This window comes from Bartonella jaculi (assembly GCF_039543045.1).
Lineage (GTDB): Bacteria > Pseudomonadota > Alphaproteobacteria > Rhizobiales > Rhizobiaceae > Bartonella > Bartonella jaculi.
The window spans coordinates 1-25,252 of record NZ_BAABIZ010000012.1; the positions used below are offsets into that span (position 1 = coordinate 1).

The 25,252-nt window shown below is 37.9% G+C and carries 28 protein-coding genes and 2 pseudogenes; 15 read left to right on the forward strand and 15 right to left on the reverse strand.

All coding sequences use genetic code 11. The features are described 5' to 3' along the window. Positions 1-211: 211 nt before the first annotated feature. On the forward strand, positions 212-538 hold the full coding sequence (locus tag ABD915_RS05750; protein ID WP_345116413.1) for a hypothetical protein: 327 nt from the start codon (positions 212-214) through the stop codon (positions 536-538). 22 nt (positions 539-560) lie between these two features. Here ABD915_RS05750 and ABD915_RS05755 read toward each other — a convergent pair whose 3' ends face one another. Beyond that, positions 561-989: a type II toxin-antitoxin system HicB family antitoxin gene (locus tag ABD915_RS05755; protein ID WP_345116416.1), complete on the reverse strand. Its 429-nt coding sequence runs from the start codon at positions 987-989 to the stop codon at positions 561-563. 65 nt (positions 990-1,054) lie between these two features. Further along, entirely contained in the window at positions 1,055-1,246 is a 192-nt protein-coding gene (locus ABD915_RS05760) for a hypothetical protein (RefSeq protein ID WP_345116419.1), read from the reverse strand. A 307-nt stretch (positions 1,247-1,553) separates the two neighbouring features. Here ABD915_RS05760 and ssb point away from each other — a divergent pair. The 12 genes and pseudogenes from ssb (at position 1,554) to ABD915_RS05820 (ending at position 9,983) form a co-directional block, all read left to right on the forward strand. After that, positions 1,554-2,005 (forward strand): annotated as a pseudogene (gene ssb / locus ABD915_RS05765) (single-stranded DNA-binding protein). 10 nt (positions 2,006-2,015) lie between these two features. After that, positions 2,016-2,552 (forward strand): hypothetical protein, encoded by a 537-nt coding sequence (locus tag ABD915_RS05770; protein WP_345116422.1) that lies wholly within the window; start codon positions 2,016-2,018, stop codon positions 2,550-2,552. A 68-nt stretch (positions 2,553-2,620) separates the two neighbouring features. Beyond that, positions 2,621-2,821: a type II toxin-antitoxin system HicA family toxin gene (locus tag ABD915_RS05775; RefSeq protein WP_345116425.1), complete on the forward strand. Its 201-nt coding sequence runs from the start codon at positions 2,621-2,623 to the stop codon at positions 2,819-2,821. Beyond that, the gene (locus ABD915_RS05780) at positions 2,818-3,213 is read left to right on the forward strand and encodes a type II toxin-antitoxin system HicB family antitoxin (protein ID WP_345116428.1); all 396 of its coding nucleotides are present in this window, start codon (positions 2,818-2,820) and stop codon (positions 3,211-3,213) included. The genes ABD915_RS05775 and ABD915_RS05780 overlap by 4 nt, the downstream gene beginning before the upstream one ends. 318 nt (positions 3,214-3,531) lie before the next feature. Beyond that, positions 3,532-3,858 carry a hypothetical protein gene (locus tag ABD915_RS05785; RefSeq protein ID WP_345116524.1) on the forward strand — a complete coding sequence of 109 codons (327 nt, stop codon included), beginning with the start codon at positions 3,532-3,534 and terminating at the stop codon, positions 3,856-3,858. Then, positions 3,855-4,438, forward strand: a pseudogene (locus ABD915_RS05790) (hypothetical protein). The gene ABD915_RS05785 and the pseudogene ABD915_RS05790 overlap by 4 nt, the downstream one beginning before the upstream one ends. Before the next feature lie 586 nt (positions 4,439-5,024). Continuing rightward, positions 5,025-5,252, forward strand: coding sequence for a Rha family transcriptional regulator (locus ABD915_RS05795; protein WP_345116430.1), 228 nt, complete (start codon positions 5,025-5,027; stop codon positions 5,250-5,252). 351 nt (positions 5,253-5,603) lie between these two features. Then, on the forward strand, positions 5,604-6,356 hold the full coding sequence (locus ABD915_RS05800) for a transporter substrate-binding domain-containing protein (protein ID WP_345116433.1): 753 nt from the start codon (positions 5,604-5,606) through the stop codon (positions 6,354-6,356). 513 nt (positions 6,357-6,869) lie between these two features. Next, positions 6,870-7,622: a transporter substrate-binding domain-containing protein gene (locus ABD915_RS05805; RefSeq protein WP_345116437.1), complete on the forward strand. Its 753-nt coding sequence runs from the start codon at positions 6,870-6,872 to the stop codon at positions 7,620-7,622. A gap of 81 nt (positions 7,623-7,703) precedes the next feature. After that, positions 7,704-8,423, forward strand: coding sequence for an ABC transporter permease (locus tag ABD915_RS05810; protein ID WP_345116440.1), 720 nt, complete (start codon positions 7,704-7,706; stop codon positions 8,421-8,423). Then, on the forward strand, positions 8,423-9,139 hold the full coding sequence (locus ABD915_RS05815; protein ID WP_345116443.1) for an ABC transporter permease: 717 nt from the start codon (positions 8,423-8,425) through the stop codon (positions 9,137-9,139). The genes ABD915_RS05810 and ABD915_RS05815 overlap by 1 nt, the downstream gene beginning before the upstream one ends. A gap of 70 nt (positions 9,140-9,209) precedes the next feature. Then, complete coding sequence (locus ABD915_RS05820) at positions 9,210-9,983, forward strand: amino acid ABC transporter ATP-binding protein (protein ID WP_345116446.1); 774 nt, start codon at positions 9,210-9,212, stop codon at positions 9,981-9,983. A gap of 14 nt (positions 9,984-9,997) precedes the next feature. Here ABD915_RS05820 and lpxB read toward each other — a convergent pair whose 3' ends face one another. The 13 genes from lpxB to ABD915_RS05885 all read right to left on the reverse strand — a co-directional run bounded on the left by lpxB (position 9,998) and on the right by ABD915_RS05885 (position 24,081). Then, positions 9,998-11,206, reverse strand: a complete 1,209-nt coding sequence (gene lpxB / locus ABD915_RS05825) for a lipid-A-disaccharide synthase (protein ID WP_345116449.1) — start codon at positions 11,204-11,206, stop codon at positions 9,998-10,000. Next, positions 11,199-12,071, reverse strand: a complete 873-nt coding sequence (locus tag ABD915_RS05830; RefSeq protein ID WP_345116452.1) for an LpxI family protein — start codon at positions 12,069-12,071, stop codon at positions 11,199-11,201. Before ABD915_RS05830 ends, lpxB begins: the two co-directional genes overlap by 8 nt. A gap of 2 nt (positions 12,072-12,073) precedes the next feature. Continuing rightward, entirely contained in the window at positions 12,074-12,898 is an 825-nt protein-coding gene (gene lpxA, locus ABD915_RS05835) for an acyl-ACP--UDP-N-acetylglucosamine O-acyltransferase (RefSeq protein WP_345116454.1), read from the reverse strand. Between the two features lie 22 nt (positions 12,899-12,920). Then, positions 12,921-13,388: a 3-hydroxyacyl-ACP dehydratase FabZ gene (fabZ, locus tag ABD915_RS05840; RefSeq protein WP_345116457.1), complete on the reverse strand. Its 468-nt coding sequence runs from the start codon at positions 13,386-13,388 to the stop codon at positions 12,921-12,923. A 1-nt stretch (position 13,389) separates the two neighbouring features. Beyond that, positions 13,390-14,436: a UDP-3-O-(3-hydroxymyristoyl)glucosamine N-acyltransferase gene (gene lpxD / locus ABD915_RS05845; protein WP_345116460.1), complete on the reverse strand. Its 1,047-nt coding sequence runs from the start codon at positions 14,434-14,436 to the stop codon at positions 13,390-13,392. Positions 14,437-14,502: 66 nt separating this feature from the next. Beyond that, the gene (bamA, locus tag ABD915_RS05850) at positions 14,503-16,899 is read right to left on the reverse strand and encodes an outer membrane protein assembly factor BamA (RefSeq protein WP_345116463.1); all 2,397 of its coding nucleotides are present in this window, start codon (positions 16,897-16,899) and stop codon (positions 14,503-14,505) included. Between the two features lie 211 nt (positions 16,900-17,110). Next, the gene (locus ABD915_RS05855) at positions 17,111-18,259 is read right to left on the reverse strand and encodes a M50 family metallopeptidase (RefSeq protein WP_345116466.1); all 1,149 of its coding nucleotides are present in this window, start codon (positions 18,257-18,259) and stop codon (positions 17,111-17,113) included. 15 nt (positions 18,260-18,274) lie between these two features. After that, positions 18,275-19,093, reverse strand: a complete 819-nt coding sequence (locus ABD915_RS05860) for a phosphatidate cytidylyltransferase (protein ID WP_345116468.1) — start codon at positions 19,091-19,093, stop codon at positions 18,275-18,277. Positions 19,094-19,813: 720 nt separating this feature from the next. Next, positions 19,814-20,374, reverse strand: coding sequence for a ribosome recycling factor (gene frr / locus ABD915_RS05865; RefSeq protein ID WP_345116470.1), 561 nt, complete (start codon positions 20,372-20,374; stop codon positions 19,814-19,816). Positions 20,375-20,411: 37 nt separating this feature from the next. Next, positions 20,412-21,131: a UMP kinase gene (gene pyrH / locus ABD915_RS05870; protein ID WP_345116472.1), complete on the reverse strand. Its 720-nt coding sequence runs from the start codon at positions 21,129-21,131 to the stop codon at positions 20,412-20,414. Between the two features lie 158 nt (positions 21,132-21,289). Beyond that, positions 21,290-22,213 carry a translation elongation factor Ts gene (gene tsf, locus ABD915_RS05875; RefSeq protein WP_345116475.1) on the reverse strand — a complete coding sequence of 308 codons (924 nt, stop codon included), beginning with the start codon at positions 22,211-22,213 and terminating at the stop codon, positions 21,290-21,292. Positions 22,214-22,322: 109 nt separating this feature from the next. Continuing rightward, positions 22,323-23,096, reverse strand: coding sequence for a 30S ribosomal protein S2 (rpsB, locus tag ABD915_RS05880; RefSeq protein ID WP_345116478.1), 774 nt, complete (start codon positions 23,094-23,096; stop codon positions 22,323-22,325). 160 nt (positions 23,097-23,256) lie between these two features. Continuing rightward, positions 23,257-24,081 carry a cell envelope integrity EipB family protein gene (locus tag ABD915_RS05885; RefSeq protein ID WP_345116481.1) on the reverse strand — a complete coding sequence of 275 codons (825 nt, stop codon included), beginning with the start codon at positions 24,079-24,081 and terminating at the stop codon, positions 23,257-23,259. A gap of 143 nt (positions 24,082-24,224) precedes the next feature. On the opposite strand from ABD915_RS05885, the gene ABD915_RS05890 reads away from it, so the two are divergent. After that, positions 24,225-24,686: a RidA family protein gene (locus ABD915_RS05890; RefSeq protein ID WP_345116484.1), complete on the forward strand. Its 462-nt coding sequence runs from the start codon at positions 24,225-24,227 to the stop codon at positions 24,684-24,686. Positions 24,687-24,822: 136 nt separating this feature from the next. Beyond that, positions 24,823-25,245 carry an HIT family protein gene (locus ABD915_RS05895; RefSeq protein WP_345116487.1) on the forward strand — a complete coding sequence of 141 codons (423 nt, stop codon included), beginning with the start codon at positions 24,823-24,825 and terminating at the stop codon, positions 25,243-25,245. Positions 25,246-25,252: the final 7 nt, after the last annotated feature.

Below are 25,252 nucleotides of genomic sequence, written 5' to 3' on the forward strand. Positions count from 1 at the left end.
GTGAAGGGCAGCGTGGTAAAGCGGCTTAAACCAGCAAAATAGTGAAAAGTGCTAATGGTTTTGTAATTAGATATGCATTTAAATCGATAAAAAGGTACCGTACAAAGCGGTTTAAAGATTTTATGATAAAAACCTACATAAAAAATAAAACGCTATTATACGGTCAAATTTAAGGCAAATAGACCAGTTGGTAAAATTATGGACTAAAAGCATGAAAATTTTAAAGCATCTGTTCTTAACAAAACGTAAACAACCAATGCAAAAAAAGTTTGTTGCAACAGCTGTTGGTTATGTTCCATGGGGAGATGGGGCGGCAGAGTATTTTTACAATCTCTATGAATATGAAGACGGCACAAGAGAGTGTGAAAAATTTGATGGCGGTCAGTATTACAAAACACCTAAGAATGCGGATTTCAGTACCAAAGCGCAAGTGAAAGCGTGGGTTTATGGTGGTGCTGTACCTAAAAGCGTTCTGAATGTCGAACCTCTTATAGAGGAGATCAACAGAGAGATAAAAAAACTATCAGAAGCTGCTTGACGCATTTAAATGGAGGAGAAGATCAAGCTGCATCTTTGATTGTGATAACCACCTGCTTACCAAGAACAGTCAGTGCTTGCTCTAGTGTTTGAAGCTTAGTTGGATAGTTTAGGTCAAGAATGCGTCTTGCTTCGGTTTCTTTCTTACCCAAACGATGAGCTAACTCTGTTTTTGTAATATTCGCTTCATGAAAAGCTTCTACCACTGCGAGCTTAAGGGCATTCCACGCATCTACTGTTACCTCTACAAGATCTTTATACTGTTGTGGTGTAGGGAGAGGCAAACCACGCATTGGATAGCTACGTAATGCCAATCCTAACGCTTCAACGGCATTCTCTGATGCCTCTGCTCTATTTTCTCCAGCTGTTATTGCTTCTGGTACATCTGGAAAGGTTACAACAAAACCACCATCTGGATCAGTTTCAAATTTTGCTTGATAAGTATATTCCATATCTCTAAATCTCCTTGCTATTATGAAAGTGCTTCTGTGAGAGGTATAAAAACATTTAGAAAACTTCATACCCCTAACTGTTTTTTGATTATTTTCACATAGAGTGGGGTTAATTCACCAGATTTTATAACGGTCGTCTTATCTCCAAAAGTTACCAAATTATGTGACCCTTTGCCTGCATCTGGAGCCTCACTGTAATGAATACCTCTTTTTCTGGCTTCTTTACGTAATTCCCTAAGCAGCGCTTCTCTTTTCATTCACCCTCTCCCACTTTCGTAATAAAACTAATATCGCACAAAAAGGTTCGATAGTCAACAATAAATCGTACAAAAAAGCTTGATACAGACTTTGCTAATTTAGATGATGCTTATTGAAAAACTGAAGGCAAAACGAAAAAGCTATACCATGTGTAAGACATGACTTTTTGCTTAAATAATTTATCAAGCAGTATTATAATCTAATACTTTAAAAAACCGTTATTAATTAACTGAAATAATTGAGTAAATAAGCAAATTATGCTAAGATTATATGCATATAAATTGTAAATCTAATGGGGCTAAAAATATGCTAAATAAAGTGACGTTAATCGGGCGCCTTGGTGCTAATCCCGAAAGCAAAACCATGAATTCTGGAGCAGAAATAGTCAATTTTAGTATAGCGACTTCTGAGAGCTATACAGATAAAAAAACAATCAAAAAGTAGAGAAAACAGAATGGCATTCAGTTGTGATTTTTAATCCACATTTGGCAAAAATTGCACTTCAATATCTAAACAAAGGTTCAAAGGTTTACATAGAAGGAAAATTACAGACACGCAAATGGCAAGATAAAAATGGGCATGACCATTATACAACAGAGATTGTCTTACCACAATTCAAAGGTGAATTGTATTTGCTTGATGCCAAAAAAGAGCAATCGGCATCCCCTACCCCTTCACCTATTACTTCTCAAAGTTATGCTATCGCTTCAGGGGCTGCTGACCATAGCATATCTCTTAATGATGCTATTCCATTCTGATTGATAAAATATGACAAAAAGAAAAAAACGTGCAAAACGTGGTCGTCCACGGATCAACAGATGTGTAAGAGAACCAAACGGACGCATCTCACGAGCAAAAACACCGCATGAACCCATGGATAAATTGGCAATTGAAATGCGTGCTAAACGCTTCTGTTTGACCATAGAAGATGCTAAAAATCCGCTTGCTGGTACTTATGTTGGGCGGCTGTGTTTGCAAGGCGTGCTTACTCAAGACCAGTATGATGCTGCGCAAAAATATATTGAAGTGAAAAACAATTACCTATGTGCAAAAGGATTGCCTAATGCTGTTTATGATGACTTTACTCCTTCATCAAATGAGGAGGCACAAAAACGGTGGATTGAAAGAGCAACTCATTGTTATGAAGAAACGAAAGAGGCGATAAAAGAAGCACAACACCTCTATAGACAGTATAATCTTTATGCCGCAATACAATATCTTGTCATAGAAAACAAAACATTACCACATCTTGTTAATTCATTGCGGGTCGCTCTTAACGCGCTTCATAAACATTTCAGCCGTTAAAAAAAGAATTGACATCAGATGAGAAATCATTAAAATGTGTATATATTTACACATTATGAGTTTAGGAAATGGAACAAGATAGCCGAAAAATCATTGCAAAATTAAAGCGTGATGGCTTTGAACTTGTCAAAGTAAAAGGTTCTCATCATAAATTAAAAAAAGATGGTAAGGTTGTTATTGTTCCACATCCTAAAAAAAATCTTCCGATTGGTACAGCACGTTCTATCGCACTACAAGCAGGTTGGTTAAAAAAAGGAGAAGAAAAATGAAAAGATTTTTTGCTCTTGTTCATAAAGATGAAGATTCTGCTTTTGGTATTCAGTTTCCTGATTTTGAGGGGCTTTTTTCTGCTGCTGATGAGGAAGAAAATTTAATCGCAAATGCAACAGAAGCACTTCAACTTTATTGTGAAGATATAGATATAGTGCCTATTCCTTCAAAATTTGAAGAAGTCATACAACGGGAATCTGTCAAAACAGCTTTGTCAGAAGGAGCTTTTTTAATACAAGTCCCCTTTATTGAAAATGATGCAGAAGTGGTACGTACGAATATATCTATTGAAAGAGGGCTCTTACGTGCAATTGATGATTGTGCACAAGAAAGAGGTTTAACAAGATCTGCTTTTTTGGCAACAGCAGCGCGTCACGAGCTTAATATTTAGATTTTCTTCTTTTTTGGTTGTGTCAATACATACCTTTTTGTTTCTAAAAACACCATATTTAGGTAAAAAAATAAAAAAAACACAAGATCATGATTTTTTTGTTGACATGGTGTAAAAAATCGTATTTAATGACAGTACGGCACCAGTCGTATTGCGTCTAAAATTCAAAAATATCCCCAAAAATTCAGTAAAATATCAAGCCTTTAATATGGCTAGAAAGCCCTGTTTTCTTGATAATTCTGGCTAATCTGTTTTTCACAGAATAAAAATCAATATTTGACTAATGATGTCATTAATTATGACTCAAAAGGAGCAATGATGAAAGCAATCATCACTAAGCCAATGTGTGTTCTTGGCGATAATAAAAGCACTATCCGTTTTGAAACCTCAACTCCAAGTAATCCATTTGTGGAGGTTTCCAATCAAGTCTACGCACGCCTCAAACGCGCCAATGCTGCAAAACCTTTTGTGGAGAGTAAAACAACAACCAAATCTGAAAAGACAACTGAACCAATTAAGCCAATAGAAAAAGAAGTGGTACAAGTATCCTCTGAACCAGGTGCTGAAGAAGCACCACCCCAACAGAGCGAAACATCTAAAGTTTCCAAGCCATCAACACCTCCTGCCAAGAAGCTTAAAAGTTGAAATTAATCATTCATCAAGAATGGTATCTTCAACAGGTAAAAGATACCTTTACCAATCTTCAAGCACCACGCCTTAATTGGGCTTTGCGGAATGCTATCAACACCGCAGCAAAACAAGTAGAGCGCTTTACTGAGAAGCAAGTTGCTGACATCTCATCAGCCCAATCAAAGCGCGTTAAAAAAGGCGTTTATATTAAAGGAAAGGCTACAGCTAAGTTTCTCGAGACAGATATCATTGGTTCTGGAACTCCGTTGCCTCTTAAATTTTTTAAAGCAAAAGAGACAAAACGCGGTGTGACTTACACAATGTTTGGAAAAAAACAAATCTTGCCCCATGGTTTTATCAAGGGGGGGGGAATTTTCCAAAGCGTGTTGAATTAAAAAAGCTGAATGGTAATGTTTTTCAAAGAGCGGATGGAGATCAATTCCCTATTGCAAAACAAGAGGGACCCTCAATTGCTGGGGTGATGTCCAAGCCAGAAATTGCAAGTGCTATCGCACGATATGCCAATGAAAGACTAACCAAAAACATACAGAGACAACTTTCTCGTCAAGAATACGCTACCAATAAAAGAGGCTAGATCATGTTCCCAAGCTTTATCTCTATATTACATATCCTTATTGTTTTATGCATTACATGTTCTTATGACAATTTTAAAAACAAATTATCACTTGCACTTTGTATTTTTCCCAAAAAAATCAATGTAAAAGGTACTTCCCAGCGGGTTGGCTTCATTGCGGGGCAGGCTAGCGCGAACTATCGCTAGCGACAGAATTTTCAAATTGACTGTACATTGTACACTTAACTCATTGATAAATAACGAATTTAATATGTACTCATATACAGACTGTACAATATAGGATTATTTTTTAGAAAAAAGTTTTTTATCACTTGACAAGAGAGTATCGTTATATCTACTGTCGAATCAGGTGCCTAAAAAACACCTTAAATGCATAGCGGATGAATTGCTGAAACAGTTTATTTTCCGCACATTAAAGGCTTTGACTCATTATATGCGTGTGGCATATAGTGGTTTTGTCGGGTGTAGTTACGCTATACAATACCCTTATGGGAAAAGCGTGACGACGGACTATGCACCGTGTTTCTTAGCACCCGGCACTCTTTTTGAGTATCATTAAGAAACGTCTAACTGCATAGGAGTTCACATGAACACTCTTATAAAAATTACAGAAAATGTTGCTAACGATGCAACAGTTCAAACTATGTCTAGCATTGAAATTGCGGAGGTATGTAATAAGAAGCATAAAAATGTTATGCGTGATATTAAGCAAGTATTTAGCGAGCTCAAATTTGAGCCGGCTAAATTTTTAAGTAGTTATCTTGATGAACAAGGAAAAACACGCCCTTACCTATCCCAAGAAATCTATTCATAATACGTATTATTACATAGATATAAATAGATTACAAGTAAACTGTGTAAACCCCTATCCTCTTCAAGATCTAGACTCTCTCGTACTTAAATAGTTTTCAAAAACCAAATTCTTGAATTTCATGAATAAGATGGCAAAGGAAAAACATCGTATGCAATATCATCAAGATAAAATTTTTTTCTGTATTTATCATACGCATATTTGATAAAAATAGAATATTTTTTGATACTGATATCCTCATAACAATAACAAAATAGACATCAATGGATTTTTACATTGCTCTAGAAGAGCTTACAGATTATAGAATGCCATGATACGTCTAATATTTTCCGGCTTATCCAACAGGAGAACATAATGAAATTATTAGCAATAATCCTTATAACAAATGCAATATTGTTTACTCAATTAGCCAATGCAAAAACACTGAAACTTGCAACTGAAGCCGCCTATCCTCCCTTTAGTTACGTTGACTCAAATAACGAACTCCGCGGCTTTGATATTGATATATCTTACGCACTTTGTAAAAAAATGAATGTCGAGTGTACCATCAGCAATCAAGACTTCGATGGAATTATCCCCGGTCTTCTCGCAAAAAAATATGACGCGATCATTGCCTCCCTTGCTCCCACAAAAGAACGGTTACAAAAGATCGACTTCACAGATGCATACTATCACACAGCACTCGCCGTCATCGTTACCAAAGATTCAGAAGTTAAAGAAATCTCGGCAGAAGCTTTTAAAGGTAAAAATCTTGGTATGCAATCAAATACAACACAGGCTGCATATGCAGAAGATCATTATGCCTCTGAAGGGGTAAATATCAAACTTTATCCGACAGCAATAGAAGTTAACCATGATCTTTTAAGCAATCGACTTGATATTGCCATCTTTGATAAACTAAAGGCGTTAGACTGGCTTGAAAATGAAGGAAAAAATTGCTGCAAACTTCTTGGCACTCTGGAAGAAGCAAAATTTCCTATTGCAATTGCACTACGTAAAAATAATAACGACCTTAAAAATAAGTTTAATGAAGCAATAAAGGAAATCCGTTTGGATGGAACTTATGAAAAAATTATGAAAAAATATTTCACATTCGATATTTATTAAATATCAATATGAACAAAAATTGAACACACTATTTATCCCAAGAAACCATTATCTAACCCCTTGTGAGGGAGCGTAAGAATGATTAAAGATTTAGCGTTGTCATTTTTTGCGAGAAAAATATTCATATTTACCAAGAAATTAATTTTATATGTTCCTCGATATTTGAGCATTTCACAACACCCGTAATGACAATAATATTTTACTTTTTTCTTCTTAAGATTTAAAATTTTCTTTTGTCAATTTAATTGTCTTTTTTTAAAGCTAACGTCTCGATTTTTATGAATAAAATGATGAACATAAATCATCTCGTGAAAAAAAATCTATAATACAACCAATGAGATATTTATTTCTTCTCTAAGGTTAATAAAAATATGTAATTTTTGATAATGATGTTTATCGTAATGGTAGAAAGATGAACACCTGTGAATTTTTGTATTACTCTCAGAAGAGCTTACAGATCATAAAAATACATAATGATCTAATGTTTTTCCGCTTATCTAACAGGAGTACATAATGAAATTATTAGCAGTAGCTCTTATAATAAGCACGACACTGTTCACCCAATTGGCTGATGCGAAAACGCTGAAAATTGCGAGTGAGGGCTCCTATCCCCCATTTAGTTACATTGACTCAAATAACAAACTCCAAGGTTTTGATATTGATATCTCTTATGCACTTTGTAAAAAAATGAATGTCGAGTGTACTATCATCACTCAGGACTTTGAGGGAATGATTCCTGGTCTTCTTGCAAAAAAATATGATGCTATCATTGCTTCTCTCGCTCCTACACAAGAACGCTTACAAAAAATTGACTTCACAGATCCCTATTATCACACAGCATTAGCTGTAATTGTTAGCAAAGATTCAGAAGTTCAAGAAATCTCAGCAAAAGCCTTTAAAGGTAAAAATCTTGGCGTACAATCAAATACGACACAGGCTGCATATGCAGAAGATCATTATGCCTCTGAAGGAGTGAATATTAAGCTCTATCCTACAACAATAGAAGTTAATCGCGACCTTTTAAGCCGTCGGCTTGATGTCATTATCTTGGATAAACTGCAAGCATTAAACTGGTTTGAAAAAGAAGGTAAAGGTTGCTGCAAACTTCTTGGAACTCTCGAAGACACAAAATTTCCTATTGCAATTGCACTACGTCAAAATAATAATGACATTAAAAATAAATTTAATGAAGCGCTAAAAGAAATTCGTTCAGATGGAACTTATGAAAAAATTATGAAAAAATATTTTACATTCGATATTTATTAAATATCAATCTGAACTAAAATTGAACAAACTGTTTATCTTAAAAAAAAATATTTATCTAACTCTTTGTGAGGGAGCGCAAAAATGATTGAAAATTTAGCATTGCTATCATTTAGCAATGGGGGATGGGGTATGGTTATACTTTCTAGTGCAGGAATGACATTATCATTAGCTTTGTGCTGTGGACTCTTGGGACTCCCACTAGGCCTTCTAGGTGCAGTGATGATTCGATCCAATATCAAGATAGCTAAAGTTACCGCGACCCTCTTTTCATCAGTATTCCGCGGCTTGCCAGAGCTTTTAACCTTATTTTTAGTCTACTATGGCTTACAAAATATTATTCAAATTGTTCTTGATTATCTTAATATTGAAATAATGTTCAGTATCAACGCTTTTGTTGCCGGCGTTCTTGCACTCAGTATGGTTCTTGCAGCCTTTTCTTGTGAAGTTTGGCTTGGAGCATTCAACATTTTTGACAAAGGTCAATATGAAGCGGCTAAAGCTTTAGGGCTTTCAAACTCTACCACATTCTTTCGTATTGTCTTTCCTCAGCTCATTCGAAATGCTTTGCCAGGACTCTCTAATAATTGGCTTACTTTACTTAAAGATACATCTCTCGTGTCAACTATTTCACTTGTTGATCTTATGCGACAAACGAATTTAGCAGTCGCAGCCACCGATAAACCCATGCTGTTTTATCTTGTGGCATGCTTACTCTATTTGTTATTTTCAGCGTTTTTCTCTGCAATCCTGCGCACTCTGGAAACATACACTCAAGCGGGATATCGAAAGGTATTGAGCTAATGATTCCTGAGTGGCTTTATTTCCTTTTTAATCCTGTTCTTCTGGACCGTTACGGGCTCAAATTTATTGATGGCTTTATTGTTACTTTTGAGCTTGTTTTTATTGCTTGTTCTATTGGTTTTGTTCTCGGCATACTTATCGCATTGGCACGTCTATCAAATAATAAATTTTTACAATATTTTGCGCATGCTTATGTCTATTTTTTCCGTGGATCTCCTTTATTAGCACAACTCTTCCTTTTTTACTATGGTCTTGGTTCAATGCACAATTTTTGGCAACAGATTGGGCTATGGTGGTTCTTTCAAAACGCATGGTATTGCTGTCTTTTCATTTTTGCACTCAATTCGGCTGCCTACCAATCCGAAATCTTTAAAGGAAGTTTTCTATCCGTAACAACTGGACAACGTGAAGCATCAAAAGCATTGGGATTGAGCAATTCTGTAACCTTTTTTAAAATTATTCTTCCGCAAGCAATGATTGTAGCATTACGCCCCTTAGGAAATGAGGTTATTTTAATGATTAAATCCAGTGCCATTGCCTCACTCATCACTGTTTATGATTTAATGGGAATTGCAAAATTAACTTATTCACGTACATTCGATTTACAAGTTTATGTTTGGGCTGCCCTTATTTATCTTCTTATTGTTGAGATTATTCATCGTTTTATTGTTTTTATTGAATATCGCCTTACTCGATATTTACGGCAAATAAGATAATCACAAAAATCTTTGCAAAATCAAAATGTTAAATTAATCAATTTATTTATCAATGAAAGAATACAATAAAATGAATTGGAAAAATAATAAATCTGTCCATACCGCTGAAACTCCCGTGATTTCTATTCGAAATTTAAATAAATGGTATGGAGATTTTCAGGTACTCTACGATATTAACTTCGATGTTAAAACTGGCGAACGCATCGTTATCTGTGGCCCTTCCGGATCAGGAAAATCAACTTTAATTCGTTGTATTAATCAATTAGAAAAAGCACAAAAAGGTTCAATTTGCGTCCATAATATTGATATTCATGCTGCCCCTCTACATCAGCAAAAAAATGTTCTTCGCAAAATAGGAATGGTCTTTCAGAATTTTAATTTATTTCCCCATATGAGCGTTATGCAAAATTGCATTTTAGCACCTATGACAGTTCAGGGACTCTCTAAACAACAAGCAAAAGAACGAGCAATTCGTTACCTTACAGATGTTGGAATTGAAAAACACTGTAAGAAATACCCTTTACAACTCTCTGGCGGCCAACAACAGCGTGTTGCAATTGCCCGTGCACTTTGTATGGAACCTGAAGTGATGCTTTTTGATGAACCAACGTCAGCTCTTGATCCAGAAAGTGTTGGTGAAGTTTTAGAAGTTATGGTTCAATTGGCAAATACAGGTATAACAATGCTCTGCGTTACCCATGAAATGGGCTTCGCGCGCGAAGTTTCAGAAAGAATACTCTTTCTAGAAAACGGAAAAATTATTGAAGATACAACATCTGATAAATTTTTTAGCAACCCTAAATGTCAACGTGCTCGTAATTTTCTTGCCAAAATTAAACACTAATTATCAAAATTGTTTCATCTACAAAACTCTAAGTGTCCCCATTTTTCTTTAAGAAGAGTGATAATTGTTTGCGCACCAACAACACTCGGTGGTACTTCAGTCTTCATTTTCTGTTCCACCACCTCAAAAGCATCTAGTTGTGCTTGCCGCAATAAAGGATTATATAAAAGTTGTTCTATCTGCCTTGCTAACATGCCTGGGCGTAGAAATTCATTAAAATATTCTGGTACAATAGGCTTATCAGAAATAATGTTTGGAAGAGCAGCGCTCCATAACCTTATTTTGGGAAAAATAAATAATTTAGAAAAGCAATCAAGTTTATAGCAAAGAACCATGGGAATTTTTGTTAATGCCAATTCAAGTGAAATCGTTCCATGTGCCGCAAGTGCGACATCTGCATCCGCAAAAGCACGCCATTTTGCATCTTCGCCAACAACAATTTCTACATTAATTTTCCAGTTCTGTATAAGATAACGAATTTCATCCACTAAATGCGGCAATGTTGGTAAAATAATACGTAAATAAGAAATACGTTGTGCGAGAATTTCTATCGCTTCTCTAAAAATAGGCAATAAATAGCGTATTTCTAACTTGCGTGACCCTGGTAAAATAACCAATGTGGAGCATAATGCTTGTTTACTACACAGCTGTTTTTTTTCTAATTGGTGTTTCTTTTCTGATTGAACAGACAAAAGCGGAGGATAAGTTAAAAGACGATGTCCGACATAGCTGGTGGGAGGACCACCCAAACCTTTCATAATCTTTTCTTCAAAAGGAAAAACTGCTAAAACATGGTCAATAAATTTGCGCATAGCTTTAGCACGTTCCGGCCGCCATGCCCAAACAGTTGGTGCAACATATTTAATGATAGGAATAGAAGGTGCTAAAATACGCACCTTCTTTGCAACACGATGCGTAAAATCAGGACTATCAATGATTATTAAACAATCGGGTTGTTCTTGTGCGATAAATTTGGACAAATGACGAATATGTGCCATGAGTGATGGCAGTTTTTTTAACACTGCACCTAACCCTATTAAAGCAATATCATTAATATCAAAAATGCTTCTTAAACCTAACGCCTTTAAATGACTCCCGCCAACACCAATCAGATGAATCTTACATCCTGTTTGTTGAGATAAACAAGAAATCAAATCCGCTCCAAGAAAATCACCGGATTCCTCCCCTGCAACAACAGCAATTTTTAAGGAACAATTATTCATGATTAAACTCTTCAAATGTTTCTATAAAAAGTGAATGTTTATTAGCTTCTTTTACTGTTTCTTTTACAGACAAGATCAAACTTCTATTCGCTTCCACGGCGACACCAGATAATCCACTTTTTGCAGCATTCATTATCGTTTTAGGTCCAATTGATGGCAAATCAACACGATGATCTTGTTGTGGTTTGACACATTTAACAAGAACACCGCCTTTAGGCAGAATTTGCCCTCTTTCTCGCATTTCACAAACTCGCCATAGCATATTATCAGTTCCTTCAGCTCCCTCTACTGCAATCACCCGCCCATTAATAGCCACAGCTGCTTGCCCAATATCTAATTGACCTAAAAGTTTTGCTGCTTCTGCCGCTAAGAAAATATCCTTTTTTTCTTTTCGCGTAGCACGCCGTAATGTCAAATCGAATTTTATTGGAGCTAAAAGATCTGGTACTATCTCGTGAGCACCAATTACACAAAAACCATATGCTTCAATAACCCGTATAAAAGCTTTTAATAATGCATCATCTCCCCCCCTTAAAGCCCCGAGTAATTTAGGTAAAGCTAATATTGTTGTCCAATCGAGTCGCAATTGCGTGAGAAGCGGTCGCTTTTTTACTCCTCCCGCCAAAACAATATTACAAATTGCAGCTTCTTTTAATGTTTTAATGAGCTGCGCTAATTCTACAATTGATAACTCACAATGCTCATAGCGATAAAGTACAGCATCTGCCTCATCACGCAAAAGTACAAGGAAAGGATTTTGTCCATGTTTCTCAAGAGCCTGAGCAACAGTGATAGGTAGAACACCACTTCCTGCTATAATAGCAGTACGGCCGGAAAGAAAACTTCTGGCACTGGAGGCAGACATTTTTAATCCCTATTTTCTTTTATTCTATCACCTTCAAATTTTGGTGTACAATAAAAGCGTTTTCCTTCTTCTTTAATAAAATTAATAACATCAACAACAGACGGAGAAGTGGAATAGAAAGAAGCGACATCGCTTACGCGTTCTTTAAAGGGTTTACTGCGATCAAAAAGCATAGCAACTGCATGGCGTAACGCATGAATATCTTTACGCTCAAGTCCCGCCCGTTTCATACCAATAATATTTAAACCAGCAAGTTTTGCCTGTACCCCAACAGCTGTCCCGTAGGGAATCAGATCGCCAACCAGTGCAGACACACCACCGATGAATGCATGATGCCCAACACGAACAAATTGATGCACAGCAGAACCGCCACCAATAATCACATAATCACCAATAGTAACATGACCAGCAATCATCACATTATTGGCAAATGTTACATGATTCCCTACATGGCAATCATGTGCAACATGTGCATAGCAAAAAAACTGGCAATCATCACCAACAATTGTCATTCCCATACTGGTATCGGACCCTCTATGCATTGTTACGCCTTCACGAATCGTACAATTCTTACCAATAGAAAGGGTCGTACAACCTCCTTTATGTTTGTTATTTTGTGGGTCTGCGCCCAAAACTGCATGCGAAAATACTTTACTATTGGCTCCTAACGTTGTCTTTCCCATTATGACAACATGACTCATTAAACTGCATCCATCACCAATAACAGCCTCTGAACCGATATGACAAAATGGACCAACGTATACATTCTCACCAAGCTGTGCTCCCTTCTCCACAAGAGCAGTTGGATGGATCTTCGTATCGGACATTTTTAAATTCCTATGATATTCTTTATTCCGCTTCGATAATCATCGCAGCAATTTCTGCTTCAGCAACGCGGACATCCTCTACTTTCGCAACACACGAAAAACGTCTTACGTCAGATCGCTTTTTTAAGAGCTGAACATGTATCCTTAGTTGATCACCAGGTACAACCGGCTTACGGAATTTCCCATTATCAACAGTCATGAGATAAACCAAATTCGCTTTCTTATACTCTAAGCTTAAAAGTGAAACTGCTCCTGCTGTCTGCGCCATAGCTTCTAAAATTAAAACCCCAGGCATAACTGGTTTTGCAGGAAAATGTCCCATAAAATGCGGCTCATTAATTGTTACATTTTTAATACCAATGGCTTTTTGTTCTCCATCAATTTCAATGATGCGATCAATCAATAAAAACGGATAACGATGCGGTAATATTGAGAGCAATTTTTCAATATCTACAGCCTCTAAACTTTTAGTTCCTTCGATGCTAATCATATTAGCGTTTTTCCTTTTTTACTTTACCAATATTACGCAACGCCGCTACTTCACGAAACCATTGTTTAAATGGTCGCGCTGGACTGCCTCCCCATTTCTCACCATCTGGGATATCATTCATAACACCACTACCAGCAGCAATCTGAACATATTTACCTATTACAATATGGTCTGCTACTCCCACACTTCCACCAAGCTGAGACATATCACCTATGGATGTGCTTCCAGCAATTCCGCATTGCGCAGCAATGAGGCAATAACGACCAATCTTCACATTGTGGGCAATCTGTACTAAATTATCAATTTTGCTTCCTTCACCAATAATGGTGTCTTCAAATGTTCCACGATCAATTGTTGTATTTGCACCAATCTCTACACAATCCTCTATGATAACACGACCAAGCTGTGGAACTTTTTCAATTCCAGAAGCACCGCCAACATAACCAAAACCGTCTTGCCCAATGCAAACTCCGGGGTAAAGGTGAACTCTGTCACCTATCAAGGAATACTGAACTGTTACCTTGGGAGCAATATAGCAGTCACACCCGATACGGCAGTTTTCACCTATAACAGCAGTAGATGAAATAAGAGATCCTGAACCAATCTCAACATTTCTACCAATAACAGCTCCCGCTTCAATACACACATCATGTGCCAACTTAGCACTTGGATGAATATGCGCATGCGGAGAGATCTCTCTCTTTCCAAACCAAGGCATTGGCTTGACAGAATCAGGAAATAAAATGCGACCAATTTGAGCAAAATCACGCTGCGGCGTGGACGTCACCAAAATTGCCATAGATTCAGGAACTTTAAAAACAATTTCATTCGTACAAAAAACAGCAACTGCAGAACTCCCTAACAGAGCATCAGAAAACTTCCGATGCTCTACAAACACAAGAGAACCTTCTCCAGCGCTCTCAAGAGAAGAAAGAGTATTTATAACTGTGTTAGAAAACTCTGGATTAAGAAGTTTTGCACCTGTCAACTCCGCAACATTAGCAACTGTCAATCGCCGGGACGGCGTAAAAAAAAATGTATCCGCCATCAAAACACTTTCTCTCCCAGCCTACCCCATTCTCTTTAAAGCTTTCCTTTATGGAGAAACTTTAAATCAGAACTTAGTAGAAATACCAAAGTTCAATTTCTGCACACTATCACCTACCTGCTTATTTATTGGCCAAGCATAATCAAAGCGCAGTGGTCCAAACGGAGAATCCCACATCAAACTAACACCCGCAGATGAACGCCATGCACTTTTGACACTGCTAACAGGCGCTTCACCCTGAAAAGTAGGTTTATAATTATTGCCATAGAGCGTCATAATATCTGCAAATAAAGCACCGCGGAATCCTAATCCTTCAGGCACAACTGGTATAGGAAACTGAACTTCAGCAGTTGCATTCATATACGTCGTTCCCCCTAAGAAATGAACTTCACCTTTACTGGAAACCTGATGCGGACCTATTCCATTGTATTTGAATCCTCGAATCATATCGGTATTCGCTTTAAACATATCGAAGATACGAACACCATTTCGGCCTATTTCGTGGATATAACCACCCCCAACAGAAAGCAAACCAACAAGATCCATCCGATCAGAAAGCGTCTTATACATCATCGCTTTACCAGTTGTCTTCAAGAACTTCGCATTTCCACCAAGGCCAGCATATTCTTGAAGAACACGCACATACCACCCATCATGTGGGTTTTTCATGTCGTCAATTGTATTATAGGTTAGACCATAACTAATTGATGAACGCTTCCAAGGGCTATGCTGTGCCGCTTGCACGATTGCACCAGAATATTTTCCATACAATTTTCTTATGTCACTGTCTTTGGTTAAGTCATACTCTTTACCAAAATCATACTCTTCCTGCACATAAGAATAAGCTAGATTAGCAGATAATTGGTCATTAATAGGAACCCCAAACCGAAGTGATCCACCTGTCTGCCGCACATCGTATGCTTTATCCGCACGGTAAGTGCTGCGAAAAATATCAACACCGGCGGATAAACGGTATCCCAAAAAATAAGGATCAACAAATGATAAATTGTAATTACGGGACTTCTCTTGTCCAGCACCTAAACCTAAACGAACATATTGACCACGTCCCCCAAGGTTACGCTCTGTAACCGATACCTCAAGTGACATACCAGGACTTGTACCACCCGTTGTATACCCTCCAGAAAAAGAAAGATCTCCTGTCGGGGATTCAACTACATCTATAACCAAGATAATCTGGTCAGACTGATCGGTCGGAACCATTGAAATATTAACGGCTTTAAAAAAACCTAAGCTTTCTAAACGACGCTTCGCCCGCTGCACTAAGGTCTGATTGTAAGCATCTCCCTCATTTAAATCAATCTCACGGCGAATGACATAATCACGTGTCTTTTCATTACCACGTATTTCAATACGTTGAACATAAGCCCGGGGACCTTGTTCAATGTTATATGAAATCGAAATTGTATGATTTACCAAATCACGATTTCCCCGTGGCTCAACTTTAGCAAAAGCATATCCCGAATCAGCAGCCTTATTATTGATAATTGCAACAGACTGTTCAATATTTTCTGCACTATAAACATCACCTGAACGGGTTTTAAGTATCCCTTTCATAGATTGAACATCAATCCCATCGACATCGCTTTCAACTTGAACATCGCCAATTTTATAGCGCACGCCCTCATCAAGAATGAAGTCAATTTTATAGGCATTTTGCGCTTCATCAAAAACTGCTTTAGAGGAAATAACACGAAAATCCGCATAACCACGATTATAGTAAAAACGACGGAGCGCTTCTTCATCAGCAGCCAAACGTTCTTCACTATAAACATCACCTCTCAACAACAACGAAAGTATTCCTGAAGGTTTTGTTGAAATAACATCACGCAAACGGCGGCTTCCAAAAGCATGATTCCCCTTAAAAGTGATAGCACTAATTTTTGTCTTCCGGCCTTCAACAACATTAAAGACCACATTTACACGTCCTCTTCCCAAGTTGATGGTTTGAACTGTAACAGCGACATTATTACGACCAACAGTCTTATAAGCTTCACGAATCACATTAACATCGGCTGAAAGCTTAGCAGAATTAAAAGGCTCATTCGGTTTTAAAGAAATAAACCGTTTAAGATCAGGATCTTTAAGTGTTTTATTTCCTTGAAATAATACTTGATTGACGACCTCATATTCTTTGACAAATACAACCAGCTTATCACCTACTTGGTTTATTTTTACATCATAAAATAAACCTAATCCAAATAGACGTTTCACCGCAGAATCGATATGATCACTGGAAAAACTCTTTCCAACTTTGATGTCCATATTGTCTCTAATTGCTTGCGCACTTACAAATTTATTCCCGCGAACCTCAATAGAATGGACTACAGATGCTTGCACTTCTCCAACCATCGCAATTGACATAAAGGCTGTTGTTGGAGCAATCAGCCCCAAACCTAATACCAATACAGATGCTGCATTTAAAAACTTTGAATTCGTAGTCATTGGCTTTTTTACCTTATTTTATTCCCTGAACACAATGCCTCAAAAAGCTAACTGCCATAACAACCCTTAATGTATTCACAGCGAGACTCTCCACCCCTTAATTACTAATTATAGCACACGATGCCACAATATTTTGTGGATATGGTAAACGACTTTTGATTTATAATTTTTTTATTATTACCCAATTTATAAAATGTTTTCCATAATTTAATTAGCTAAACCAACAAAAATAATCATTAAAGAACGCAAAAAGTATAAAAAAGAAAACAATAAAGAAACCTAAGCGAAAAATAATTTCTTGAATTTTAGCTGATATTGGTCTCCCAGAAATGACCTCAACAATATGAAATAATAAATGACCACCATCAAGTGGCGGAATCGGAAAAAGGTTAATAAGTCCAATACCTATCGAAAGAAAAGCGGTAAAATTCAATAAAGAGATAAAACCTGTTTCACTAATTTGCCAAGCAATCTTAACCGTCTTAGAGGGACCACTTAGTCGACAATGATCCTCTTTTCCCCCTATTAAACGACTTATAAAAAAAATTGTTTGGGTAACAATAAACATAGCGCGTTCTGATGCTTCTCTTACAGATTTGCCAAAACCGTAGCGAATATGTTTTACATAAGCTGGATCTAAACGCGTAGGATTATCTGGATCAACAGGAACACCTACACCTATTACTCCACTCTGAACCCGATTCCCAAATCCATCATCTTTCTCAATCACTTTTGGTGTAATTACCGTCGTAAATACCCGCCCCATGCGTTCCATTTTAAATTCTATAGGACCTGTACCATGAAAAGTCACATAGTTCATCAAATCTTCAAAGCTTTCAACCCGACGACCATCCATTTCAATAAAACGATCACCCACTGCTAAACCAGACTGAATAGCAGGGGAGTCTTTTACCAAAGAACCAACAACCGGTTCAATTGCTACACGGCCATAAACAAAGAAAAAAAATGTTAAAATAACAACGGTAAAAAGGGCATTGAATAAGGGACCAGCAAAAACTGTTGCCGCTTTTTTCCAAGCATGTGCATTAGCAAATGAACCATCAACGATCGGAAATGACTGGGATGATGGTATACCCGCCTCTTTTTCATCCCCAATAAACTTTACATACCCCCCCAAAGGAATAAGTGCTAAACGCCACTGTGTGCCATGCTTATCTGTGTAACCGACTATTTGTGGTCCAAATCCAAGCGAAAAAACCGATGCCTTAATACCGCACCACCGCCCAATGAGATAATGCCCAGCTTCGTGCACAAAAATGATAATCATAACAACAAAAAGAACGCTCAAACTTCTCAAAAGCAAGTCGCCTAAAACGATTATATGATTCAAAAAATCCAAGATATCTTCTCCTGATTAAACCATGCGAAAAAGATTAAAAGGTGTATCCATATTAGACATAAATGAGCCAATTAAATAAAGAAGAGAAGCAGCTCCTATCAACCCATCCATACGATCCATAAAGCCACCGTGTCCAGGCAATAAAGAACTGGAATCTTTAACCGAAAACTGTCTTTTTAGCCATGATTGCCCCAAATCACTCAATTGCGAAACAATCGATAAAATAAAAGCAAGTAATGGCACAAAAAAACCTTCTACACTAAGATCAAAAAACTGAAAAGCAACCAATATACCGCCAGAAACTCCGACAAACGTACCACCAATCGCCCCTGCCCATGTTTTATTAGGAGAAAATTGTGGTGCTAATTTAGGTCCACCAAGTGCACGTCCACAGAAATATCCAGCAATATCTGTTCCCCACACTACTGTAAATAAGAAGATAACAACCCAGAATCCTAGCGTCTCATGCCCCCGTAAAAAGCACAAGCATGCAACTGGAAAAGATGCGTATACAAAACCTAAAAACAACCAACCAGCCTTTTTTATAGGACTGATAATAGCCAACAGCACTGCCAAAGCTATCAAAATACAAAAGATTAATGAAGCAGATACATTCGAAACCAACAAAGAGCCAAAAACTAAATAAAAAACACTCGCCAATATTTTTTGTGAAATATGCCACTTTTCTTTAGTAATACTCATCCATTCATAAAGAATAAAACCGCCAATGACCCATGCAAACAAAAAAAATAAAGTTCCACCAAGCCATGTCAAACTCAAAGCAATAATACCAAAAACAAAAGCTGTCAGAGTACGAGAAATAAGATTAGACAAAATACCATCCAAACAATAAACAAAGTACAAACTCACAATATCATGCAAGCAAAAAGCTTTGCACCGCAGCATTTTCACATTTACATCTTGGCAAACTTTAGTGATAATTTACCATAAATAACCGGATATACCAAGATGGCCTTCATAAGACCCGTAAGCAGCTAAAACAACTTCTAAAGTTTACGCATAAAGATCAAACTAAAAACACGTTCCCCAATATTTCCTCAACCTTAAAAATGAGAAAGTTGCTGTTTCTACTTACACAAATTTATGAAGTTTAGATCCACTATTCACTGCATATGAAAGCATTTTTCTAGAAAATTTTCAGTCATCTTCCTCAAAATTAAAAAATATTGAAAAAGCGTCGTGCAAAAACACTGACCCTCTGATTTATCACGTTGCATCCTTTATAATGGGAAATAATAGCAAGATTAAAGCATTCTTCTTTTGATGATATTTCTTTTCTAACATCTGCTGTGGAATATTGGAAAGACTTTCAATTATAAAACATTTTTGTCACGTAAATCAACAAAGCTACATTGAAAAAAACTTTTATATCCCATTAAATAATTTTCTTTAGCAGATAGCCCCATCTAAAATGCGAAAGAATGCATTTACCTCCACCTCGCGCCCTGTCAAAAAACACCTCTCTCTCATTATCTATAAGAACGATGCTACACGACACGGATATAATATTCTTTTTCTGATAACAAAATCGCCTCAAACATGCATAATTTCAGATTCTTTCACAGCCAAAATTTTATCAATATCAGCAATGGTTTCATCCGTAAGTTTTTGAACTTTATCTGACAAACCATGAGCTTCATCTTGACCAATTTCACCTTCTTTCTCCAACTTCTTCAAATTATCCATGCCGTCCCGACGGACATGGCGAGTAGCAACACGAGCTAACTCTGCATAATGATGCGCAATTTTTACAAGTTCTTTACGGCGTTCTTCATTTAATTCAGGTAAAGGAATACGCAAATTCATTCCGTCCGTGATGGGATTTAAACCAAGGCCAGAATCGCGAATAGCACGTTCCACAGCTCCTACCATCGTTTTATCCCACACAGAGACTGAAAGCATCCGTGGTTCTGGAACAGAAATATTCGCAACTTGATTTATATGTACAACAGAACCATAAGCTTCAACTGTCAACGGCTCCAACAAACTGGCTGATGCTCGTCCAGTCCGCAAACCACCTAATTCATGCTTAAAAGCCGAAATAGCCCCATCCATGCGACGTTTCAGATCATCCATAATCGATGTAACACTCATATTTCTGTCTCCTTTAATTACGCCTTGAAGATTATCTTCATTCCGATACTATTGTAAACCGTCCAGTTCCATTCAATACCTTAGCTAAACCACCTTTTTCATGAATGGAATATACAATGATCGGTACATTGTTCTCGCGCGCTAAGGTGACCGCTGTTGTATCCATAACAGACAACCCCCATTGTAAAATCTCGACGTGTGTTAATTGATCAAAACGCTTAGCCGTTGGGTCTATTTTGGGATCTGCAGAGTAAATACCATCTACTTGTGTTCCTTTCAAAAGAACATCTGCACCAATTTCTGCTGCACGTAAAGTAGCAGCAGAATCAGTGGTGAAAAACGGATTACCAGTACCACCAGCAAAAATAACGACCTTTCCTTGATTCATATAAGTTATAGCTTTACGCTGTGAAAAGCTCTCACAAATTTGTGGCATAGCAATTGCAGATAATACAACCGTCTCTACCCCTAACTTTGTCAATGATGTTCGCAACGCTAAAGAATTAATAGCAGTTGCAAGCATTCCCATATGATCACCGGTTACACGATCCCCACCACGTGAAGCAACGGCAACTCCGCGAAAAATATTACCTCCACCTATAACAATAGCAACTTCTACACCCATCGCCCGCACTTCAGCAATATCAGCAGCGATACGGTCTGCAACGGAAACATCAATCCCAAAGCTCTGTTCCCCCATAAGGGCTTCACCAGAAGCCTTTAAAAGGATACGTTTATACTGAAACGCTAACGCCATCGATAACCTCCCCCAAAGCACTTTTACTTTTTGCTTTGGACACCACTAAGGGCACCACTTTACCACGTGACGCCCTCTCAACAATTACACTCTTTACGCTCAGTGATTTTATAATCAATGGTACGATTTAAAATCTCTGATCAACAGTTTACAAAAAGCTACCCTTTTGCAGCAGCCGCAACCTCTGCTGCAAAATCAGACTCCTCTTTTTCTATACCTTCGCCCAGTGCGAAACGAATAAAACCTGTGATTTTTGATGGAGCACCAATCGCTTTTTCAGCATCCTTTAAAGCTGCCTCAACAGTGATATCAGGATTCATAACAAAAGCCTGAGAAAGCAAAACGACCTCTTCGAAAAACTTACGCATACGCCCTTCCACCATTTTTTCAATAATATTTTCAGGCTTTCCAGATTGACGTGCCTGATCTGAAAAAATCGCTTTTTCACGCTCAACAGCGCTGACATCAACATCCTCCGCTGTTAGCGCCAACGGATTAGTTGCGGCAATATGCATCGCAACCTGCCGGCCAAAAGCAGTAGCAGCCTCCTTATTTCCTGTTGTTTCAATAGCAACCAGAACACCAAGCTTGCCAAGCCCTTCAACCACACTATTGTGTATATAAGTAGCAACGACACCTTCCTTAACAGAGAGCTTAGCAGAACGACGAAATGTCATATTTTCGCCAATTGTACCAATTGCATCTTTAATTGTCGCCTCAACTGTCTTCTCAGAACCAGGATAAAGAGAGGCCGAAACAGATTCAACACTGCCTTGAGTCCCCAAAGCAGCTGTTGCTACATTGCGTACAATTTCTTGAAATAAGTCATTGCGCGCCACAAAATCTGTTTCAGAATTAACTTCAACCAAAACCGCGCTTGAATCTTTTGATACAACGCCGATGAGTCCCTCAGCAGCCATACGACCAGCCTTCTTATCTGCTTTGGCTATTCCTTTTTTACGAAGCCAATCAACAGCAGCTTCCATGTCACCATTAGTCTCTGCCAAAGCCGCTTTGCAGTCCATCATACCAGCGCCCGACAATTCCCGAAGTTCTTTTACTTGTGCAGCAGTAATGCTCATATTTGCCTCTTTGTTCTGTAATGGTGCAAGCGTGCAAAAAGAAAAAAACTATGCACACTTACAACTTCTCCTTTAGAAAATAAGTACCCTAATAGGCATTTTTAAATTGCTATTCAGAAACTGGAACCGCATTTTCCAAAATAGGCTCCACAGGTGCATCAACTTGAGCGCCTAAATCAACACCCATTGCACCTTGCTGACGCGCGATACCATCAAGAGCAGCACGAGCAAAAAGATCACAATAAAGAGAAATTGCCCGCGAAGCATCATCATTACCGGGAATCGGATGATCGACGTTATCAGGATCGCAGTTGGTATCAATAATAGCAATAACAGGAATACCTAAACGTTTAGCTTCTTGGATAGCAATATTTTCTTTATTTGTATCGATGATAAATATAAGATCTGGAACAGACCCCATATCCTTAATGCCGCCAAGCGCACGATTAAGCTTTTCACGATCACGCTCAAGATTTAAACGTTCTTTTTTGGTAAAACCTTGTGCTTCAGCAGCAAGAATTTTTTCAAGCTTACGCAAACGATGTATCGAATGGGAGATCGTCTTCCAATTTGTCAGCATGCCGCCAAGCCAACGCGCGTTAACATAATATTGGGCCGAACGATTCGCCGCATCAGCAATAATCTCAGATGCTTGCCGCTTGGTACCAACAAAGAGAATGCGGCCACCACGCGCAACCGTATCCGAAACAAGTTTAAGCGCTTGGTGTAAAAGTGGAACAGTCTGAGCAAGATCAATAATATGAATATTATTACGCTGACCATAAATATAGGGAGACATCTTTGGATTCCAGCGATGTGTCTGGTGACCAAAGTGCACACCTGCTTCTAAAAGCTGGTGCATAGTAAAATCTGGTAGTGCCATAAGTTTATCCTTTCCGGTTCAACCTCCGCAGAACAAAGTAGGTAAGCCTACTACCGGCGGACGTTTGCTAGGTTTTCCCTGCAAACACCCAAACTCCGCGTGTGGAATAGCGTAACCATACTAATATTTGATTCTTTTTCAAGTCATTTTATGCAATCATTTAATGTTTGCATTGATCAAGATTTTTTTCAACGTCGAGAAATTCAAGACTATTCAATTTTGCGCGCATTGAAAAAATTCCATAATCTATATGAAGATCGCGCATAACACCATTTTCGTGTAAGAGAAAGCTCGTACGATAAACAGGTAAGCCATTTTTATTCTCTACATCATCAAAATAAGAAATTGTAACTGGCCAATATTCCCATTCATCTAATTTTTGCATTTTGTCCGTTTCATCATCAGATATGTGCGTCTTCTTTTCCCCAATAATTATACTTTCTTTTATGACTTTGTCTGCTTTCTCTGTTCCATCAAACACTGTCGTGTGGTAGAAATTGCGGCCTGCTTTTGCATGCCGTATGATACTTTTCAGTTGCATAATTGGGAACTCTGCCTTTGCAAGCTTGTATTCTTTCTCTTTTGGCTTTTTCAGTTTAACGAGAATTCCATCTTGAATACGCTCAGCTACCCCTTCGGCGCGGTGTGCAACCTCTTGTCCAACTTGATCTGTAACGCTAAAATGAAATGTACGGCTATCACCTGTTTCATAACTCGTCGTCTGTTGATCCGTTATGCGCACCGGCATATCTTCAGCATGAATACGGCTGATAAAACGAAAACGTGTGGTATAACCCTGACATACTGAACCAGTGAGCTCGTAAACCATTCGCCCATTTACCCCCGAAATTGCCATTTCATGAGAAACATTATCGAGTTGAAAATCATAAATTGCCCGATGCGGTGCAACAAAAACCGATTCTTCAGCTCTCGCACTATATAAAAAAGCACTATATAAAACTATTACAAATAACGATCTAAGCATTCCTAACTTCCAATTCTTTCCCCGCTGCATACCATCACACAATAAGGAAAAAAAGGCTAATCTCTCAATTAACCATACATTTCCTTAAATCAAAAAATAGTTTATGCAATAGGTGTATTGTAGATAGCTATGGAGTTTAAATTATGACCGATACGATTGAAAGCCGCCTAAAACACTTCGGAATTATTCTTCCTGAAGCAGCACAACCCATTGCCAATTACGTAACAACATCACAAAGCGGCCAGCAACTCTTTATCTCTGGACAGCTTCCTCTTTTCAATGGAAAACCAATAGCTATTGGTAAAGTGGGAACAACCGTTAGCCCCGAACAAGCAAAAAAATCAGCCGAAGTCTGTATGATCAACATTCTCGCACAAATCAAAACAGCTCTCGGTGATTTGAATAAAATAAAACGCGTGGTAAAAATCACCGTTTTTGTTGCTGCAGATCCTCATTTTACCGATATTCCTCTTGTCGCTAATGGAGCTTCTGATTTACTCGTCAATATCCTCGGTGAAGCTGGAAAACATGCCCGTTCTGCTGTTGGCGTTGCCTCTCTTCCTATGGATGTTCCAGTAGAAGTTGAAGCCATCATAGAAATTTAGACTTTAATGATACTACACTCTATAAAGCAAAGACTGAATGCAAAATCGCTCTTTTTCTAACATTCTGCCAATCTTCGCATTCTCCCATCTTGGAATAAAAAATCTGAACTTAAAACGAATAAAAGGAAAAATTGCTATGAAACAAGCTTATGATAATAATAACATTTTTGCTAAATTGATTCGTAATGAAATCCCTTCTGTTCGTGTCTATGAAGATGAGGATGTCATTGCATTCATGGATATCATGCCACAAGCACCAGGTCATACACTGGTTATTCCCCGCAAAGGCTCTAGAAACTTACTAGACGCGGATACTGAAACATTATTTCCAGTTATCAAAGCTGTTCAAAAAATCGCCAAAGCTGTCAAAAAAGCCTTTCAAGCAGATGGTGTAACAGTCATGCAATTTAATGAAGCAGCTAGCCAACAAAGCGTTTATCATCTCCACTTCCATGTTATACCACGTATGGAAGGAATAGAGCTTACCCCTCACAATAATGTTATAACACCTAAAGAAATACTTGAAGAGAACGCAAAAAAAATCCGTGCTGCCCTTTAAAGCGCTC

Coding starts and splice junctions, on each gene's coding strand:
- ABD915_RS05760 (WP_345116419.1), bottom strand. CDS start 1,246: ATGAAAAGAGAAGCGCTGCTTAGGGAATTACGTAAAGAAGCCAGAAAA.
- frr (WP_345116470.1), bottom strand. CDS start 20,374: ATGAGTGTTACATCGATTATGGATGATCTGAAACGTCGCATGGATGGG.
- lpxA (WP_345116454.1), bottom strand. CDS start 12,898: ATGTCCGATACGAAGATCCATCCAACTGCTCTTGTGGAGAAGGGAGCA.
- bamA (WP_345116463.1), bottom strand. CDS start 16,899: ATGACTACGAATTCAAAGTTTTTAAATGCAGCATCTGTATTGGTATTA.
- lpxB (WP_345116449.1), bottom strand. CDS start 11,206: ATGAATAATTGTTCCTTAAAAATTGCTGTTGTTGCAGGGGAGGAATCC.
- lpxD (WP_345116460.1), bottom strand. CDS start 14,436: ATGGCGGATACATTTTTTTTTACGCCGTCCCGGCGATTGACAGTTGCT.
- pyrH (WP_345116472.1), bottom strand. CDS start 21,131: ATGGCGTTAGCGTTTCAGTATAAACGTATCCTTTTAAAGGCTTCTGGT.
- tsf (WP_345116475.1), bottom strand. CDS start 22,213: ATGAGCATTACTGCTGCACAAGTAAAAGAACTTCGGGAATTGTCGGGC.
- ABD915_RS05895 (WP_345116487.1), top strand. CDS start 24,823: ATGAAACAAGCTTATGATAATAATAACATTTTTGCTAAATTGATTCGT.
- ABD915_RS05795 (WP_345116430.1), top strand. CDS start 5,025: ATGAACACTCTTATAAAAATTACAGAAAATGTTGCTAACGATGCAACA.
- ABD915_RS05780 (WP_345116428.1), top strand. CDS start 2,818: ATGAAAAGATTTTTTGCTCTTGTTCATAAAGATGAAGATTCTGCTTTT.
- ABD915_RS05830 (WP_345116452.1), bottom strand. CDS start 12,071: ATGTCTGCCTCCAGTGCCAGAAGTTTTCTTTCCGGCCGTACTGCTATT.
- ABD915_RS05750 (WP_345116413.1), top strand. CDS start 212: ATGAAAATTTTAAAGCATCTGTTCTTAACAAAACGTAAACAACCAATG.
- ABD915_RS05785 (WP_345116524.1), top strand. CDS start 3,532: ATGAAAGCAATCATCACTAAGCCAATGTGTGTTCTTGGCGATAATAAA.
- ABD915_RS05820 (WP_345116446.1), top strand. CDS start 9,210: ATGAATTGGAAAAATAATAAATCTGTCCATACCGCTGAAACTCCCGTG.
- ABD915_RS05805 (WP_345116437.1), top strand. CDS start 6,870: ATGAAATTATTAGCAGTAGCTCTTATAATAAGCACGACACTGTTCACC.
- fabZ (WP_345116457.1), bottom strand. CDS start 13,388: ATGATTAGCATCGAAGGAACTAAAAGTTTAGAGGCTGTAGATATTGAA.
- ABD915_RS05815 (WP_345116443.1), top strand. CDS start 8,423: ATGATTCCTGAGTGGCTTTATTTCCTTTTTAATCCTGTTCTTCTGGAC.
- ABD915_RS05810 (WP_345116440.1), top strand. CDS start 7,704: ATGATTGAAAATTTAGCATTGCTATCATTTAGCAATGGGGGATGGGGT.
- ABD915_RS05770 (WP_345116422.1), top strand. CDS start 2,016: ATGACAAAAAGAAAAAAACGTGCAAAACGTGGTCGTCCACGGATCAAC.
- ABD915_RS05755 (WP_345116416.1), bottom strand. CDS start 989: ATGGAATATACTTATCAAGCAAAATTTGAAACTGATCCAGATGGTGGT.
- rpsB (WP_345116478.1), bottom strand. CDS start 23,096: ATGGCACTACCAGATTTTACTATGCACCAGCTTTTAGAAGCAGGTGTG.
- ABD915_RS05890 (WP_345116484.1), top strand. CDS start 24,225: ATGACCGATACGATTGAAAGCCGCCTAAAACACTTCGGAATTATTCTT.
- ABD915_RS05775 (WP_345116425.1), top strand. CDS start 2,621: ATGGAACAAGATAGCCGAAAAATCATTGCAAAATTAAAGCGTGATGGC.
- ABD915_RS05885 (WP_345116481.1), bottom strand. CDS start 24,081: ATGCTTAGATCGTTATTTGTAATAGTTTTATATAGTGCTTTTTTATAT.
- ABD915_RS05800 (WP_345116433.1), top strand. CDS start 5,604: ATGAAATTATTAGCAATAATCCTTATAACAAATGCAATATTGTTTACT.